Origin of the sequence: Aeromonas sp. ASNIH7 (genome assembly GCF_002903485.1) — a bacterium.
Taxonomy (GTDB): domain Bacteria; phylum Pseudomonadota; class Gammaproteobacteria; order Enterobacterales; family Aeromonadaceae; genus Aeromonas; species Aeromonas caviae.
Map to the genome: position 1 here is coordinate 3549171 of NZ_CP026226.1, position 17262 is coordinate 3566432.

Annotated in this window: 11 protein-coding genes and 5 pseudogenes; 3 read left to right on the forward strand and 13 right to left on the reverse strand. The window is 56.2% G+C overall.

Annotated elements, in window-relative coordinates; all coding sequences use genetic code 11:
* Positions 1 to 387 precede the first annotated feature (387 nt).
* The 3 genes and pseudogenes from C2U47_RS16755 to C2U47_RS16765 all read right to left on the reverse strand — a co-directional run.
* Positions 388 to 534 (reverse strand): hypothetical protein, encoded by a 147-nt coding sequence (locus C2U47_RS16755; RefSeq protein WP_158657418.1) that lies wholly within the window; start codon positions 532 to 534, stop codon positions 388 to 390.
* A gap of 62 nt (positions 535 to 596) precedes the next feature.
* Positions 597 to 902 carry a type I restriction-modification enzyme R subunit C-terminal domain-containing protein gene (locus tag C2U47_RS16760; RefSeq protein WP_199766818.1) on the reverse strand — a complete coding sequence of 102 codons (306 nt, stop codon included), beginning with the start codon at positions 900 to 902 and terminating at the stop codon, positions 597 to 599.
* A gap of 8 nt (positions 903 to 910) precedes the next feature.
* Positions 911 to 1384: pseudogene (locus C2U47_RS16765) on the reverse strand (IS30-like element ISAs2 family transposase); the annotation flags it as partial.
* Between the two features lie 87 nt (positions 1385 to 1471).
* Between C2U47_RS16765 and istA (C2U47_RS16770) the strand changes: the two are divergent.
* Together istA (C2U47_RS16770) and C2U47_RS16775 are read left to right on the forward strand one after the other, a co-directional pair.
* Positions 1472 to 2490 (forward strand): annotated as a pseudogene (gene istA / locus C2U47_RS16770) (IS21-like element ISAeme17 family transposase).
* Positions 2487 to 2765 (forward strand): annotated as a pseudogene (locus C2U47_RS16775) (ATP-binding protein); the annotation flags it as partial. The pseudogenes istA (C2U47_RS16770) and C2U47_RS16775, both read left to right, overlap by 4 nt.
* A gap of 247 nt (positions 2766 to 3012) precedes the next feature.
* On the opposite strand, the gene istB (C2U47_RS16780) reads toward C2U47_RS16775, so the two are convergent.
* Together istB (C2U47_RS16780) and istA (C2U47_RS16785) are read right to left on the reverse strand one after the other, a co-directional pair.
* Complete coding sequence (gene istB / locus C2U47_RS16780) at positions 3013 to 3768, reverse strand: IS21-like element ISAs27 family helper ATPase IstB (RefSeq protein WP_043851824.1); 756 nt, start codon at positions 3766 to 3768, stop codon at positions 3013 to 3015.
* Positions 3769 to 3790: 22 nt separating this feature from the next.
* A pseudogene (gene istA, locus C2U47_RS16785) lies at positions 3791 to 5358 on the reverse strand (IS21-like element ISAs27 family transposase).
* Between the two features lie 344 nt (positions 5359 to 5702).
* Here istA (C2U47_RS16785) and istB (C2U47_RS16790) point away from each other — a divergent pair.
* A pseudogene (istB, locus tag C2U47_RS16790) lies at positions 5703 to 6197 on the forward strand (IS21-like element ISAeme17 family helper ATPase IstB); the annotation flags it as partial.
* A 322-nt stretch (positions 6198 to 6519) separates the two neighbouring features.
* On the opposite strand, the gene C2U47_RS16795 reads toward istB (C2U47_RS16790), so the two are convergent.
* From C2U47_RS16795 to C2U47_RS16835, 8 genes are all read right to left on the reverse strand, one after another.
* Positions 6520 to 6759 carry a hypothetical protein gene (locus C2U47_RS16795; protein WP_199766819.1) on the reverse strand — a complete coding sequence of 80 codons (240 nt, stop codon included), beginning with the start codon at positions 6757 to 6759 and terminating at the stop codon, positions 6520 to 6522.
* Positions 6740 to 7771, reverse strand: coding sequence for an IS630-like element ISAhy2 family transposase (locus C2U47_RS16800; protein WP_001809438.1), 1032 nt, complete (start codon positions 7769 to 7771; stop codon positions 6740 to 6742). Before C2U47_RS16800 ends, C2U47_RS16795 begins: the two co-directional genes overlap by 20 nt.
* 88 nt (positions 7772 to 7859) lie before the next feature.
* Positions 7860 to 8459 (reverse strand): SMODS domain-containing nucleotidyltransferase, encoded by a 600-nt coding sequence (locus tag C2U47_RS16810; RefSeq protein ID WP_199766820.1) that lies wholly within the window; start codon positions 8457 to 8459, stop codon positions 7860 to 7862.
* 4 nt (positions 8460 to 8463) lie between these two features.
* Positions 8464 to 8985: an SLATT domain-containing protein gene (locus C2U47_RS16815; RefSeq protein ID WP_103261969.1), complete on the reverse strand. Its 522-nt coding sequence runs from the start codon at positions 8983 to 8985 to the stop codon at positions 8464 to 8466.
* Positions 8986 to 9010: 25 nt separating this feature from the next.
* Positions 9011 to 12079 (reverse strand): type I restriction endonuclease subunit R, encoded by a 3069-nt coding sequence (locus C2U47_RS16820; protein WP_103261757.1) that lies wholly within the window; start codon positions 12077 to 12079, stop codon positions 9011 to 9013.
* Positions 12076 to 13398: a hypothetical protein gene (locus tag C2U47_RS16825; protein ID WP_103261758.1), complete on the reverse strand. Its 1323-nt coding sequence runs from the start codon at positions 13396 to 13398 to the stop codon at positions 12076 to 12078. The genes C2U47_RS16820 and C2U47_RS16825 overlap by 4 nt, the downstream gene beginning before the upstream one ends.
* Positions 13399 to 13472: 74 nt before the next feature.
* On the reverse strand, positions 13473 to 14837 hold the full coding sequence (locus tag C2U47_RS16830) for a restriction endonuclease subunit S (RefSeq protein WP_199766821.1): 1365 nt from the start codon (positions 14835 to 14837) through the stop codon (positions 13473 to 13475).
* A gap of 41 nt (positions 14838 to 14878) precedes the next feature.
* Positions 14879 to 17257, reverse strand: coding sequence for a type I restriction-modification system subunit M (locus tag C2U47_RS16835; protein WP_103261760.1), 2379 nt, complete (start codon positions 17255 to 17257; stop codon positions 14879 to 14881).
* Positions 17258 to 17262: the final 5 nt, after the last annotated feature.

Below are 17262 nucleotides of genomic sequence, written 5' to 3' on the forward strand. Positions count from 1 at the left end.
GAATAACCGATGTGATACAAAGGGCCACTACACAGCGATGTAGTATGAGTAGCTAGTGACAAGAACGATCTTTGAGGCGATTTATTGTAACTGGTGTGGATGCACCACAGTGGTGCAAAACTCAAAAATTATAGCTCGATTCGCGATTGAGTCATAGGTAGGCAATATGTCGGAGCATTCCTCGCTCTGCGAGAAGGTGGCCATTTTTAAACTTAAGGGTGAGAAGGTACGCTAGGGAAGGTGCGAATAAGTACCCTATGTGCCAAAACTAAAAAGTTTAGCCATTTAATATCAATAATTTAGAATGGTGTGTTTTTGTGCCAAGTGACTTGTTAGCACCTTCCCTAGAGTGGGTCGTACCTTCCCAAGAAAGGTAATTCTAACTCCTTATGCAGATTGACTCATTTCAACCACCGCATTGGCATTCACCTTACGAATCACCCCAAATAACTCGACCACTTTGCCTTCATCAAAAAAGCCGTAGGCGCTTTCGCCGTGGTTGTCGGTAAACGGTGGCTCGAAGATTTGCGCCATGTCTAGGGAAAGTGCGAACAAGTATCCCACGAACAAAAAATGAAAATTTTAGTCATTTAATATCAATGAGTTACCAGTAAATGCTCTCGTGCCATATGACTTATTCGCACCTTCCCTAGCACGCCGTTGTGCACAAGGTAATCAATCACTTGATCAACAAAGTTGATTTGTTCGGCGTTGTAAGCGCCCTCATCAAGAAAGGCGCGAAAAGCCTCTTTGGCTGCGTTCAGGTCAAGGCCCACCAATTCTCGAATAAAGGTGCCTAATGGCTTGTCTTGCAAGATCTGCTCACGGTATGTCGCCACATCACTCATGCCACTGGCATCGAGCAACAACCCTTCTAGCACGTCCAAATCGGCTTGAGTCACTGCTCCGCTCTCCTGACATCCTCGTCCGTGACCTCTCTCAGGTCTGTTCCCTTTGGGATAAACTGCCTCAACAGCCCATTGCTGTTCTCGTTCAGACCGCGCTCCCACGAAGAGTAAGGGTGCGCAAAGTAAGTCTCGGCACCCAGCGCTTCCTCTATCGCCTTGTGTTCGGCAAACTCGCCGCCGTTGTCAAAGGTGATGGTATGCACCTGCTCGATGTAGGGCGTTAACATCTCGATTATCGCATCCCGCACCACCCCAGCCTGTTTGCTCGCGACCCGCTTGACCAGATAGAGCCGGCTCTTGCGCTCCACCAGGGTGACCAGTGCACCTGTGCCTTGCTTGCCCAGCACCGTGTCCGCCTCCCAATCACCGAGCCGCTCCCGGCTATCGACGATAGCCGGCCGTTCATCAATAGAGCGGGCTTCCTTGATGGGAGAACGCAGGCTGCTCGCCCCCTTGCGGTAGCGCTTGTGGCCCTGGTGTCACCGCCGATGTAAAAATGACCCACTCACGCCGGAGTAAAGTTGACCCACCTGGGCCAAGATCGTGGCTTTTGAGCCACGCCCATGTTGACCCAGGAGTTAACAGTGGAAATCAGAGTGTTGGCCCGTCAGGGCATGAGCATCCGGGCTATCGCCCAGCAATTGCGGGTGTCCCGTAACACGGTTCGCAAGTATCTGCGCAACCCGGGCCTGCCAATCTATCCCAACCGAGCAGCCCGACCAACCAAGCTCGATCCTTTTAAACCCTATCTGCAAGCGCGTATCCAGGCAGCGAAGCCACACTGGATCCCGGCGACGGTTCTGCTCAGGGAACTGCGAGAGCATGGTTACACTGGCGGGCTCTCCCAGCTCAAGGCCTGGTTATCGCCTCTGCGCCATGACGCCTCTGGCACCATCGTCCGTTTTGAAACGGCCCCCGGTAAACAGATGCAGGTCGATTTCACCATTATCCGCCGCGGCAATCGGCCTCTAAAGGCCTTTGTTGCTACCCTGGGATTTAGCCGCGCCAGCTATGTCCGTTTCTTCGATCACGAACGTAATGATGCCTGGTTGACCGGACTGCGTGAGGCTTGTCATTTCTTCGGTGGGGTCCCGCAGGAGGTGCTATTTGATAATGCCAGCACCATCATCCGCGAACGGGATGCCTACGGTGAAGGTGACCATCGTTGGCACCCGGCCCTGCTCGCCTTGGCCGAAGAGTTCGGTTTTCGCCCCCGCGTCTGCCGTCCCTACCGGGCCCAGACCAAAGGCAAGGTCGAGCGCTTCAACGGCTACCTCAAACGCAGTTTTGTCACCCCACTAGCAGCCACCCTCAAGCAGGCAGGACTGGCGCTAGATGTGTCAACCGCCAATGCCCATATCGGCCCCTGGTTGCAAGACATCGCACCAACCAGCGTAGCCATGGCACTACCGGTGAAGTCCCGGCTATCCGATTGCAACAAGAGCTGCCTCATTTTCTACCCCTGCCACAGGCGCTACCCGTTAGTCCCGGCACCACGGCCACCGCGCGCCCCATGCCGCTGGAGAGCTTGCAGCATCCGCTATCGGTATACCAAGACCTGCTGGTGGAGGTGAACGTATGAACTTGCAGCATGAACGCCTGATGGCCCTGAGTCAGGCGCTGCGCTTGGAAGGGATTGCTGCCCAGTGGTCAACACTAGCTCAGAAGGCGGCCAACGAGGAGGCGAGCTTCGCCGATTATCTGGAGTGGTTGCTGCACGCAGAGCAGACCTTGAGGACCGAGCGCACCCGCCAGACCTTGCTCAAATTGGCCACGTTACCCGTGGTCAAAACGCTGGAGCAGTACGACTTCGGCTTTGCCAGTGGCGCACCTCGCAGCCAGTTGCAGGAGTTGGCCATGCGTATTCCGGTGAATTTGAACAGTGATTCCGGAATCTGTGAACACCATTTCCGGAAAGTATGCGGCCAGGGATTCTGCGAGCAGAAGCTGAGCTTTGAGGGGAGGCATCTTTTCGACTCACCGAACAAGCCAGCAGCCAAGCGCAGCGCGGCAGTTGTGGATCCTGGCTAATAACATCATGTCGATCAGCCAATAACATCATGCCGATCACTTTTTTTCTGCCCGCGTTTATAGCGTCTTCCTTTTACTCCGCCTGATCGGCATCGGTCAAGTTGGCGCCCTGTTTTCTCATCGATTCTCCCGTTAAGGTCACGCGCACCGCTCTGTGGATCAGTCGGTCCAAGATCGCCTCGGCGAAGGTTGCCTCTCCGATCATCCCGTACCACTTCTCCACCGGCAATTGGCTCGCCACTATCGTTGAGACGTTGCCGTAGCGGGTATCGATGATCTCCAGCAGGTTGCTGCGTTCGCTCGCGTCCAGCATCTCCATGCCCCAGTCATCCAGGATCAGTACCCCTATGTTGCTTACCCGCTCCAGCAGTTTCGGATAGCTGCCATCCGCTTGGGCCAGTCGCATCTCTTCAAGTAGGGTTTTCAGCCGGTAATACCGCACGCCCACTCCTTGCCGGATAAAGTAACGGCCCAGGGCACACGCCAGGTAACTCTTGCCACAGCCTGCCGCGCCCGTTAGCAGCAGGTTTTGTTGATGACTCAGCCAGTGTCCTTCCAGCAGTTGGCGGATCTGCGCTTTGCTCACGCCTCGACCCGCCCGATAGTCGAGCTGCTCCACCTGTCCGGCTAGCCGGAACCGGGCTTGCTTCTCCAGGCGGTTGGTTTTCCTCTGCTCCCGCTGCACCAGCTCATGGCTCAATAATAGTTGCAGCCGCTCTTCAAAACCCATATCCAGGTACAGCATGCTCTGGGCCTGCTGCTGGTTCAGAGCCTGTTTCATGCCGCTCAAGTGCAGGCGGCTTAGTTGTTCATCGAGGTGTAATTGCATCGGCTTCTCCTGATCCGTGGGGTTAGTGGAAGTAGTGCTCGCCATGGACATTGTCATGACGGATGTCTTGCAGCGGATCCTGTCGCTCGTTGGCAATGAGTTGTTGCTCCTCCAGGCCATGCTTGAGCATGCTGCGGATGTTGTGCAGCCGGTTGGCGCCGGTCAGGTGCCCCCGGAGGCAGGCCGCTTCCAGCCGCTCCTTGCCATAGGTTTTGCTCTGCCCCAGCAAGGCCAGGCAAGGGCGCACCGCTTGCGTCGAATGCTCTGCCTGCCGGATAAAGCCATCCACCCAATGCGTGGTGTAGGGGCCGATGGACGCCGCCCAGCCAAGCAGTCGCTCCGGCGACCACTCCAGCAGTGCCTGATGATGCGCGGGCATGTGTTCACGCAGGCTGCTGTGCTGGCCTTTGTGATGACTCCGCTGGTGTTCGGCCACGATCTTGCCCGCGTGGTACAGCGTGACGGTATGCTCGGCCAGATGCGCCTCCAGCCGCTTGCCCTGCAAGGCATAGGGCACTGAGTAATAGTGCTTTTCCAGATCGACGTGGTAGTCCTTACCAACCAGTGCACCGGCACTACTTTGGTGTAGTGATAGGGATAATCCGGCAACGGCTTGAGCGCCGGTGCATCGAGCTCGGCAAACAGTGAGGCACGGCAGCCAGGCAGCTTCTGGAAGGATTTCTGGTTGAGCCGGGTCAGCAGTTCACCCATTCGCTGATTGAGCTGGGCCAGGCTATGGAAGGTTTCATGACGCAGCACCGCCAGGATCCAGCGGGTGACGATCTGCACGCCCACCTCCGCCTTGGACTTATCCTTCGGCTTGCGGGGCCGCGCGGGCATGATCGCCGTACCGAAATGGGCCGCCAGCATCTGGTAGGTAGGGTTGAGATCCGGATCGGTATTGCGCGCCACGCTGACGGCACTCTTGAGGCAATCAGGTACCACCAATTGCGGCACACCGCCAAAGAACTCGAAAGCGCGCTTGTGGCTCATCACCCAGTCATCGAGCTGCTGGGAGCGGGTGGCCTCGGCAAAGGTGTAGTTGGAGGCCCCCAGCACGGCGACAAAGATCTGGGCCCGGTAAAGGATCTCGCCGGTATGCGGATCGACAATGGGCATGGTCTGGCCGCAGTAGTCGACAAAGAGTTTTTCGCCCGCAATATGGGTCTGCCGCATCGAGGGTTGCAGCAGCGCCGCCCACTCTTTATAGAGCCGACAGAAGTGGTTGTAGCTGTAGTGGGAGCCTGGATGGCGCTCGGCGTACTCCTGCCATAGCAGCTCGAGGGTCACGCCTTTTTGACCTGGTTTTTTGAGTTCCTGATGCAACAAGGCCCAGTTGGGAGTGGGTTTGTGCTGAGTTTTATGAACAGAGCAGGTCTTGAGAAATGCGCGCTCCAGGGAGACATCATCCCAGGACTCAGACAGGGGCCAGGTCATGATACCCAGTTGAGCCGCCCGGTTGAGGTAATAGGATACGGTGCTAGGAGAGATATGCAGGCTGAGGGCGATCTGCCGATGAGCCAGTTGAGCCTGAAATTTAAGGCGAAGAATTTCTTTGAGTTTTCTCACAGTGATAGGCCTCGCAGACATGCACGTTCCTCTGTTGGAGCAGATGGGAAAGTGCGGGTTTAACGAAGCGGGAAGAAAAAGTCACCAATAACATGGATGCCGATCATGGTTTCCCATCGAGGGTAAAAAGTGATCGGCTTGGGATGTTATTGAGTGATCGGCATGGATGTTATTACGTGATCGGCATGAATGTTATTGAGCGATCGCCATGCGTGGGAATATGCAGATCCAGGTCATTGGAGCATGACGGTTCATCTGACATCAGAGTTCGTGCTCTGAGGTGTCCGGAAATGGTGTACACGCAAGCCGGAATCAGCGTTCATTTTAAACCGGAATAGGTGTTCATTTTCGACCGGAATATGCAGGCCAGCCTGGCTTTTATAGAGCGTAGCGAAAACATAGTGCTGCTGGGCCCAAGCGGAGTGGGCAAGACGCATCTTGCCATCGCACTGGCCTATCGGGCTCTGATGGCTGGCATCAAGACCAGATTTATCAGCGCAGCAGACCTGATGTTGCAGCTGCAAGCAGCTCAACGACAGGAGCGGCTTAATGCCTACTTCAGCCGTGTCGTGATGGGGCCGCGTTTACTGGTGATCGATGAGATAGGCTACTTGCCGTTTGGGCGTGAGGAAGCAAACCTGTTTTTCAATGTGATCGCCAAACGTTATGAGAAAGGGAGCCTGATCTTGACGAGCAATCTGCCCTTTAGCCAGTGGGCCAGCACCTTTGCCGATGATCAGACACTGACGGCAGCTATGCTCGATAGACTGTTACATCATGCACACATCGTTCAGATCAGCGGTGAAAGCTATCGTTTGAAAGAGAAACGCAAAGCGGGGGCCACACCCAAAACCAATTAACCCCATGTCCGGGTGGATCACTTTTCAATCGGCGAAATTAGCCAGAGTGGATCAGTTTTCGGTCGGCGTTGACACCCTGGCGCAGATGGCGGTACAACTGGCCACCCCGGGCTTTGTCGGCGGCCACATGTATGCGAGTAATAAAGTATCACACCAAATCACACCGTAATCCGCATTTTACTGCATGAAAAAACCAACACATGAAAATAAAGTGTCATACCAACTTAAAGGTTTGATGCCGATACATCAGAAGCAAAGAGTAACAAAGTATCATACCTGTTGGGTTGGTTGCGACTTCAGTATAAAAGGCATGTATTCCTCCTCAAAGCCGGAACAGCTTTTGGATTTCGTTCTCTGCCGTCACCGGCATCTCATCCTTTTCATACTGACGAACATTGGTCACGATGGTTTTTGCGCGAGTGATTTCGTCGTTCACCCACTTAGGGTATGAGAAGCTCGTATTCAGATTGTCGATGACCGTGAAGAAATAGTCCTTCTGGTTTGCCTGCAACCAAAAGCCTAAATAACTGATCCCAATAGTGCTACACCTTCGCTGTGCCATAGCCATTCCCCGGGAAAGGAGACACGGTATCCATGAAGTGTTTCACTCGGGCCAGCAGGTTTGCCATCCCTCTGCATTGATGATTGCGCGTGATGGTTTCATGTAACTTGTGCCATAGCCGTTCTATGTGATTAACCCAAGGGCTGTAAACTGGCTGGAACACCAGGCAGAACTTGGGATTCTTCTTCAACCATCGCTCGGTCTGTTTGCTTTTGTGAATGATGTAGTTATCGAGGATCAACGTGATGGTTTTGGCTCGTCGGTAGTGGTGGCGCAGCTTTTCCAGCATGGCAATAAACAGCGATGAGTTTTTCTTGATCCCGCTGACGTAAAGTACCCTTCCGTTGCCTGCGTGGAGAACGCCTGCCAGATAATGCTTGGCATTCTGCCCCGGTGTGACAACCCGCTTTTGCTGCGCTCTGAACATCCAGTCGGCTCCTAATTTGGGATTGAGGTCTATATCGACTTCATCCTCATAAAACACCGGATTATCGGCATCACAGCGGGCCAGCGCGGCGTCGATATTCGCCATTTTTTCCTGATAGGCTGGGTCTTTTATCCGCAAGGTCGGCACGGGCCTGCGCCAGACAATGCCCATACGAGGTAACCATCGGCGGAGCGTGGAGGCTGCCACATTGAGCCCTGTTAACCGATTGATTTTTATAGCCAATAGTTCAGTACACCAACGGCTGCGCTGATAACCAAAATCTTGCGGAGAAAACTGCATGAGCAGCACCAGTAAGGTGACAATCTTGGCGATAGGTAAGACTGGGGCACGGCCAGCCGGTAAGGCTTCTAGCGCATCTATGCCTTCATCTCGATACCACCGAAGCCAACGACCGATGGTCGAGCGCGCAGCGCCGGTAAGGTGATGAACATCGGTGATCGTGCGTCCTTCATGTAACAGCAAGATGGCCATCAAGCGACGAGCATGTCCTTTATCACGGGTGGCATGGATGATTTTGTGAATGCGGCGCCGTTGTGGTCGTGGCAGAGGTGGTAGGATAGGCATCAACTCAGTCCTTTGGGTGTGGCTTGTTTTGTTTAGCGACTAATCAGATCGCACAAACTGGACTGAGTTCCCTTCCTCCGGTGATCTACTATTCGGAACAGCTATTTAGGCCACAGACCCATTTCTCCATTTCAAAGGAGGATCGAAACGGAAAACCTGCGGTCGCATTCCAGTACTTGAACAACCGAATGGACGGCTTGATCAGCGACTTGTTCTCTTTGTTCTTCGCCTCAAGCGTTGCGTTGAAATCATTCGGGTTGGTCGTCATCCAGCTACCTGAGCCATCCGGGATCTGCAACTCGCCAAGCCACGTCATTGTGGCGGGCACGAGGTCGAACTTGATGTGGTTCAGTTCGAGGACGATGGTCGGGCTGGACTGACGGATGTTCGAAGAGCTGTAGTACTTTTCAACAAAAGCCTTCAGCCGGTTCAGATAGGTCTGTGGCGTGGCACTGTTCTCGCTGAACACGATCATGTAATCAATATCCGAACGCTCGTCCATAGAGCGCGGCAAAATCGTCCCCCGCGTCGATGACCCGAAGCGGAAGTGCTGCTTGATTACACCGCTAGCGAAATGCTGACCAATCCGAGTTTGCAGCGTAGAAATCGAAGTCGAGATGGACGACTGCTCGGTTGCGGAGAGCACAGCACTGCTGGCTGCGTCCGCCAGAAAACTCAATACCGACATCCTGTCATTTCTCCATATCCACTTTGTGGGTGGCTTCGCCTTCCTCGATGCCTTTGCGCGCAGCGACAAATGCTCGCCTTGGTATACTCGGGCTCTTTTGGTTCAGCTCATTGCGTGCAGAGGAAAGAGCCTTCAATCTCTCAAGGAGCTCTCCCAGCCGATCGGTCTCAAGCAATTCGACCTCACGAAAAAATCGGGCTTCATTCCGAAGAGCCAAAAACTGTCCGGCAGCGGCCCGATGCATTGCAGCGCGCTCGTTGGGCTTGAGAAAGGTCATCAACCCCGTCAGTAGCGACGCCAGCAAGGTGAAGGCACTGGCCAACTCAGGTTGGCTTTTGACCAGCGCGGCACCTGCAATTGCACCGAGAGTGGTAGCTGGCACACCAAGCCAGTAGTTGCGCTGAACCCATGTGTCTTCGGCATTGAAATGCCCCTTGCTCGAATAAAGGGCGTCTTCTTCCAGTCGCTCAGCCTCTCGGCAAAGCGCAGAAATTTTGGCTTGATCCTCTGTAGATATTCCGGTCATCGCACCCTCCCGCACCAACACCTTCTCATGCCGACGCCCCAGTCTGCGGCGGTGCTTTCGGCGGCACCGCGCCCCGCTGGTAGGTCGCATCGAACACTGTGTCCGTCAGCCAGCGCTTGAAGTTGGAGTTGTCGCTGAACTGCTTGAACAACTCGGTGTGGTCGGAAAGCAGCTCAAGCACCACGCGGTTGAGCGCCTTGTCGTGCTCCAACTTGGCGTTCTGCTTGTCGGAGTTCGCCTGCGCATTCTGGTAAGCCTTGTCCTGCGCTACTCGCGCAGGGATTTCCTCGGTGATGACCTTGCGGATTTTGTCCTCGTCCTTCCACTCGATGTTGCCGAACAGGTCGTTGAAGGTCTTGATGATCGCGGAAAGTTTGTCGATGTCTGCCTCGCCCTTGCCGCCACCGCCGCCCGGCGGCACTGGCTCGACCGTGGCGTCGGCGTCGGCCATTGCCATCTTCAGCGCCGCTTTGGCCTCCACCCTGTAGCTGTCCATGTCGATAGTCTCCAGCACCCCCCTGGAGAGATCTTCCTCTTTGGGTGCTGGCAGCTTGGGGATGAGGAAATTCAGGAAGATCGAGAGCTTCTCCCACGTCGGGTGGCCGTAGCTCAGAATCGCAGCAAGAAAGCCGTAGCTGCGCACGAAGGCCTTGGCTTTACCCTTAAACTTGACCTGATCGTCCTCGCCGAGCTTGTCGGTGTATTCGGCCACGCACACATCGAGGATGGGGTCGAGTTTGTCCCTGTCTTCGCCACTCAAGTACAAGGTCACCAATTCTTCCACCTGTTGCCAGCTATACACCTGCTGCCCGTCGAGTTCAGCCTTTAGGTCGTGCAGCTTGTTGGCGTCGGTTTCTCCAGTCTGGATGGTAGCGCGATAATAGTCCTGGAACGCTGCCTTCACCGCCTCGGCGTTGTCAGCAAAGTCGAGCACGAAAGTGTCGTGCTTTTGCGGATGAGCCCGGTTCAGACGTGACAGGGTCTGCACCGCCAGAACGCCCGCCAGTGGCTTGTCCACATACATAGTGTGCAGCAAGGGCTCATCGAAGCCGGTGACAAACTTGTTAGCAACGATGAGGAAGCGATACGGGTCTTGCTTGAGATTGGCCGGAATGTCCTTACTTGGAAACCCATTGAGATCGGCCTCGGTCTTCTTCTGACCACCAATCTCGAAATCACCCGAATATGCCACGATAGCTTTGTACGGGCTCTTGATCTGCGTGAGGTAGTCCGACACCTCGCGCCAGTAGTCAATGGCCCGCGCGATGCCGTTGCACACGATCATGGCCCGCGCTTTGCCGCCAATTTTCTGCTTACCCACAACCTGTGCGATGAAGTGATCGACCATGATCTCGGCCTTGCGGCGGATGGCCTTGTCGTGCGACTCGACGTAGTGGCGGATCTTCTTCAGCGCCTTCACCTTATCGAACTCCGGATCGTCCGCCACTGTCTTAGCCACTTGATAGAAGCTGTCGTAGGTGGTGTAGTTCTCCACCACGTCGAGGATGAACTTCTCCTGGATCGCCTGCTTGGTGGTGTAGGTCAGTTCTTCGGGCGAGCGGGACTGCACCTTGTCACCGACGAGGGTCTTCTCGCCGAACAACTCCAACGTCTTGTTCTTGGGCGTGGCAGTGAACGCGAAGTAGCTGGCGTTGGCCAACAGTTTGCGCGAGGCAATACGCTTCTCGATTTCCGCGTTGACTGCATCCTGCGTGCTGTCCTCCTCGAACTCCTCCGCAGCAACCTTGCCGCCGAGGGCTTCGTGCATCCGCGCCGTGGTCTTGCCACCTTGGCTGGAATGCGCCTCGTCGATCAACAGCGCGAAGCTCTTGCCTGAGAGGTCGCCCAGCTCATCGAGGATGAACGGGAATTTCTGCACCGTGGTGACGATGATCTTCTTGCCCCGGCGCAGATACTCGCGCAGCTCCTGCGCGTTGTCGGAGTGGCCGAAGATCGCCGCCACATGGTCATAACCCTTGATGGTGCGGGCGATCTGTGTGTCCAACGCACGCCGGTCGGTGATGACGATGATGGAGTCGAACTGCACCGTCAGCGGATCGTCCTTGCGGCGCAGCTCCACCAACTGGTGCGCCAGCCAGGCAATGGTGTTGCTCTTGCCGCTTCCTGCCGAATGCTGGATTAGGTAACGATTACCCACCCCATCCGCATGGGCGCGGCGCAGAAGGGCTCGCACCGTGCGCAACTGATGGAAGCGTGGGAAGATCTGCTTGCGCTTCTTGCGTTTCTTGCCGCCAGCGTCCACTTCTTCTTCTACCACCTGCGCGTAGCTCTCGATGATGTTGGCCAGCGACTCGCGAGTCAGCACCTGCTTCCATAGGTAATCAGTCTTCAGACCATCCGGATTGGGTGGGTTGCCAGCGCCGCTGTTCCAGCCCTGGTTAAATGGCAGGAACCACGAGGCCTTGCCCTTCAGCTCGGTACAGAACGCAGCCTCCACATCATCCACTGCGATGTGCGCCACACAACGCCCCAACTGGAACAGCAGCTCCTGCGGGCTGCGCGTGGTCTGGTACTGGACGATGGCGTCGGCCAGGGTCTGCTTGGTCAGCGAGTTCTTCAACTCGAAAGTCAGCACCGGCAGACCGTTGATGAAGATGGCCAAGTCTAACTCGTTGCCGGATTCGTTGCTGTAGCGTACCTGTCGGGTAACGCTGAAGATGTTCTTGCCGAAGGCGTCTGCTGCTGCTGCGTTGCCCGGCGTGGGTAGCAGCTTGTAGAGATCGACGTGTACGGGGCCGTGGCTAACCCCCTTGCGAAGCACATCCACCACACCGCGCTTGGTGATCTCACCTTGCAACCGGTGCAGGAACTGAGTGCGCTTGATGCCGTCCGCAGCCAATTCCAGAGTGCCCACCACCTTGGGCTGGGAAACCTGCAAGAAGCTCAGCAACTGCGCCACATCCAGCGCCACGTCGCGGTTATAGTCGGTGGGCTTGCCCTGCACATAGCCGTTGTGGGTGGCGGCGAAGTCCATGGGGGCCAGATCATGGTGATACTCGGGCTGCGGCACACCGGTCAGGCCACGTACCACACGCGCTTCGAACCAGCGTTCACTGGTGTCAGCATGCTTCATGCGTCACCTACCTTGTTTTTTTCGGATGACTGAGCATCCTCAGCACTTGATATTGACGCGACTGGCACCTTGGGTGATGTAACAGTTACCAGTGCTTTGCTGGCCAAGTCTTTTATCTGCTCAGAGAATCCTGGTATCGCCTGCATTGCCTGCTTCACTACATTCGATGATGCCAGCTCATGCCATGGGCTACCGTGGCAGTCAGTTTCTACCAATCGAAGCGGAAGCTCATCAAGTCTTGTCAGCGCAGATGTCAGGAGCTTTGCCTCCATGTCTTTGTCAAACCTTGCCGCTTCCCGCCGGAAACCCTCATAAGCTCTAGAGATCGAAGCTTTAAAGGCATAGTCCTCGGCGAGCCGAAACCGCTGTCCGATCTGTTTTGTAGAAAGCCAGGCAAACCAAACCGGGGCACCAACCGACAACACGGAAAGTAGCAGGTTGAGGAGTACTACTGAGGTAGCAACATTGGGAACCTTGAACAACTCTGCCAAGGAGTGCAGTTGGGCAGAGCCAAAGTAACTCCCAGCTGCCAATGCCCCAACCAACCCTGCAACCCAAACCCACATGGATTTCGACAAGGTGCTGGATCGCTCGCTAAACGCTGCGGCCAGCCCGACACTGGTGGCCGCCGAGTACGCAGTCTCACATCGCTCAAGAACTGCCTTGGCATCCCCTGCAATCTTGTTCAGCTGCTTGTCGAGTTCTCCAGCGCTCTCTCTGATCCGCAGCACGTCACCTTGATCTCTCGTGGCATCATTGATGAGAGCGGTGACCTTCTGCCGAGCCTCAGCCAAGGTCTCCAGGTCTGTAGGCAACTGATCGGCCGCGTGGTATGCCTGCTCGACTCGCTCAACCATCGTGCTAAGTTCTGCCGCGCGAGGATCAAGGCCATTCAGGCGAGCCTCCATGCCTCGCAGCTGTTGAGTCAGCCTTTTTAGCTTAGACGCTGCTTCTGCACGATCATCTCGGGTCAACACCGGACCGAGTGCCTTGCGCAACCCTTGGAGGGTCAGCATGTAAGCGGGCACGGCTTGTCCGGCATTGCCCCACAGTTGCACGACTGTATGCTGCTGTAGGTGCTGAAGGCGACGCACATAGTCTTGTAGCCGCGCCTCATGTTCACCCAAATCATCGCCGCACCGTTCTTCAATCAGGTCAACGATAGTCTCGGCTTCTTCGATCAACTCCGCACGAGTCAGACCGGGAAAACCCCAGTTGGCATGCGCATTTCCGAAGGGTTCATCGTTGGGAACAGAAGCTTGTACTTGTGAGACAAGCTCCCTCAAGCGAGCCTGAATTGCTATCAGTGTGTTGTGCACGTCATCGCCCCTTTCGGCAAAACGGGTCGAACCTCTCAGCCGACAGAACGTTGGTCTGTCCGATTAATGTGTGGCTATTCTTCGACATCGCCATCCTCCTCCTCGGTCACATCATCTGGGTCATCGCCGAGCGCAGCCAGCGCCGTGTCGTCCACCACGTCCTCCGGGCCGGGCTGCCAGCCCCGCACGTCCACTTGGCCTGTGACCACATCGGCAATCAGGCGGTCGCGGTATTCGCGGATCAGCTTGATTTCTTCTTCGGTGCGGGCGATGGCGTCGTCCAGCGGCTGGCATTCGTCGCTGATCCACCGGCAGATGGCTTTTTGTTCTTCGATGGGAGGGACGGTGAACGGAATCGTCACGAGCTTTTCGCGCGTCAGGTGCGCGATGCTGACGCGGTTCACGATGGCATTGAAACGGCCACGCTTGCCATAGGTGAAAAACTGGTGAAACAGGAATTCCGGCAGCATCATCGGCTTGGCCGCAACCCGATGCACAGAGTTCTGGATGTAGCACTCCGGCAGTTCATCGTTCCACATGCAGGCCCGACCAACTTCTCCGCCTTCGCTGACCAGCAAGTCACCCTTGCGGACGCGGAGCTGCGCCATCTCAGCTTTGGCTACCCACATTTCCTTTACGTCGCGCACATCGGGCTTAATCCACTGCACATTCGTGGAGCGCAGGTAGGGCTTGAAATCCCCATCGCCAGCCTTGGCTTCCGTGGTCAGCATCTTGCCCAAGACCACGTTGGCCACGTTCTTCAGCCTTTGCACTTCCCAGTGCTCCGGCACCTCGCCTAGCCATTCGATACCGGATGCCTTCAGCGCGACAGCAGTATCAAGGCCGCGCGAGATGGCATGGTCGATGATGCGCAGCTTCTGTTCAGTCAGCAGCTTGATCAGATCGCGCTTGGTCTTGATGAAGCGGGCAATGTGCGCATCCTGAGCGCGCAGGTAGGCGACGATTTGGTCTTGCTCGGTGCGCGGCGGCTGGATCAGCGCAATGTCGAGGAACTGGTTTGGGTACAGACGCAGGCGCGAGGATCGGATGCCGGTCGAGCGTCCGATGTATTCAGCCACGTAGGCGCGGGTGCGCAACAGGTAGTCGAGATACCCCGGGTTGAAGCTATCGGCGTGATGCGGGCGATACACACCATAGGCGGGACTGACGATGCCCTCGTGCTTGCTCGCACCAAGCGCCGCCATCCACGCCCACAGCGTGTTGATGACGATGTCGCCAGGGCGGCACAGCTTGGAGCCAACGTAGCTCGCAGCCTTGAACATCGTGACCTTCTTTTGGCTGCGCGGGGTAACGCCGGTGAGGTGAGACACCGACAGCAGTTCCTCCTGTCCGGTCTTCGAGCGCTCATCCACCTCGCGGAAGAATGTCTTGGCACGTTGCTCGTTCCAGTGTTCCGGCACAGCAGGCAACCAGCGCATTTTCGGCCGTCGGTAGTTCGGGTACACACTCGCCACTGTCATTACGCGCCCCCCACGATCTTGTGCAGCAACCCTTCGCTCTGCTGCTCCAGCGCGAGGATGTCAGCTCGAATATCTTCCAGCGTGCGCAGTGGTGTGGGCTTGTAGAAGTAGCGGGCAAACGATATCTCATAACCGATCTGGGTCTTGTCGGTAGCGATCCAGGCGTCCGGTACATGCGGCAGCACTTCCCGCTCGAAAAACGCATCGATACCACCCGACTCCTTCAGCGGTACCTGCTCGGTATCGCGCAGCTCACTGTCGGGTTCGTACTCGACCATGAACCGATCCTTGCCCACTGTCTCCAGGTACGCGCCATCGAAGCCGGGCTCAAAGAAGTCGCTTGCCTTGAGTTTGCTGCGTTTGGCAATGACTGGCGGGGCCGTTTCGTCACGCCAGCTCACAGCTTTGTAGATGGCCTTCTTCTCGGGTGCGCTGAGCTTGTCACCCTGAGCTTTCAGGGCAGTATCGAAGCGGGTACGGAATTCATTGTGGTCATCGAACACGGCGCTACCTAGAGCTTTTTGCACCCGTTGCGCCACCACCATCAGCGCCTTGTCGCGCAGCCACGTCGATGCGTCGAGCAGCTTCTTGCGGCGCTTGGCGGGCACGGCCTTACGCGCGGCGGGAGCCTCGCTGTCATCGCCGCTGTCTTCGTTCTCGTCCTCTTCGTTCTCGTCCTCGCCTTTCAGCCATGCCTCGATGGTCGGCTTGAGCTTGGCGAAATCGGTATAGAGCGCCTCGCCGTGGGTGGCGTAGATCTCGGCGCGTATCGCCTCGTCGCCGGTGGCAAAACGCAGGAGTTCGATTCGCTCGTCGGAGAGCTGGCTTTTCAGGCGCAGCGGGCGCTCGACAGTGATCTTCCAGTAGCCGAAGTCCTGAGTGTCGAACCATTTCGACTCGGCGGTTTCTTGCGCCTCGCCGAGGTAGATGTCGATGATTCGCTGGATGTCTCCATCCGAGAGTTCACAATTCTTCTTGCCGAGATTGCGGCGCAGCGGCTGGAACCAGCCACTTGCATCGATCAACTGCACTTTGTCACGACGCGCTTCGGCTTTCTTGTTGGCCAACACCCAGATGTAGGTGGCGATGCCGGTGTTGTAGAAAATGTTGAGCGGCAGGGCGATGATGGCCTCCAGCCAGTCGTTCTCCAGTACCCAACGGCGGATGTTACTCTCGCCCTGGCCTGCATCGCCGGTGAACAATGCGGAGCCGTTATGAACCAACGCGATGCGGCTGCCCAACGGCGTGTGGTGTTTCATCTTTTGCAGCTTGTTCACCTGGAACATGAGCTGTCCGTCACTGGAGCGAGTCAGGAGCTTGAATTCGGCATTGCCCCCGTGGCTGACAATGAAGCGCGGGTCATTGAATTCCTTCTTGCCCCCCATGCGCTCCAGATCGGTCTTCCAACTCTTGCCGTAGGGCGGGTTGGAGATCATGAAATCAAATTCGCGCGAACGGAACTGGTCGGCAGACAGAGTGGATTTATCAGCGCCACCGACGATGTTCTCGGCCTCCTCACCTTCGCCCTTCAAGAGCAGATCTGCCTTGCAGATAGCGTAGGTTTCGTCGCTGATTTCTTGCCCGAACAGGTGGATGGATACATCTTTGCCGTGCTGTTCAGCCAGCTCGTGTAGCGCCTCTTCGGCCACGGTGAGCATGCCGCCGGTACCGCAGGAGCCATCGTAGAGTGAATAGGTACTGGACTCGATGCGATCGGCCACGGGCAGGAACAACAATTTTGCCATGAGCTGTACCACGTCTCGCGGGGTGAAGTGCTCGCCTGCCTCTTCGTTGTTGTCTTCGTTGAAACGGCGGATCAACTCCTCGAACACAGTCCCCATACCGTGGTTGTCCAGTGCGGGTAACTTGAGACGGCCATCTGCATCCTTCACCGGCAACGGCGAGAGATTGACCTCCGGGTCGAGGAAATCTTCAATCAAGTAGCCCAGAACGTGGGAATCCACCAACTTCTGGATCTGGTTGTGGAAACTGAACTTGGCGAGGATTTCCTGGACGTTGGGCGAAAATCCATCCAGATACGCAATAAAATCATCACGCAGCCGCTGGCCTGCGGCACTGGCCTTGAGCTTGGCCAGAGTAAATTCCGATACGTTGTAGAAGGCTTGGCCTGCTGCCATACGCAGAGCGCCGTCTTGCTCGACCACTTTATGGGCATCAAGGAGCTTCTTGCGCTCTAGCACAGCATCCTTCGTCGCCTCTAGCACGGCATCAAGCCGTCGCAGTACGGTGAAGGGCAGGATCACGTCGCGGTACTTGCCGCGTACATAGACGTCGCGCAAGCGGTCATCGGCAATGTTCCAGATGAAATCGGAAATCCACTTGATCTGGCTTTGGTCTTGTTGTTGCTTCTTATGCATCGATA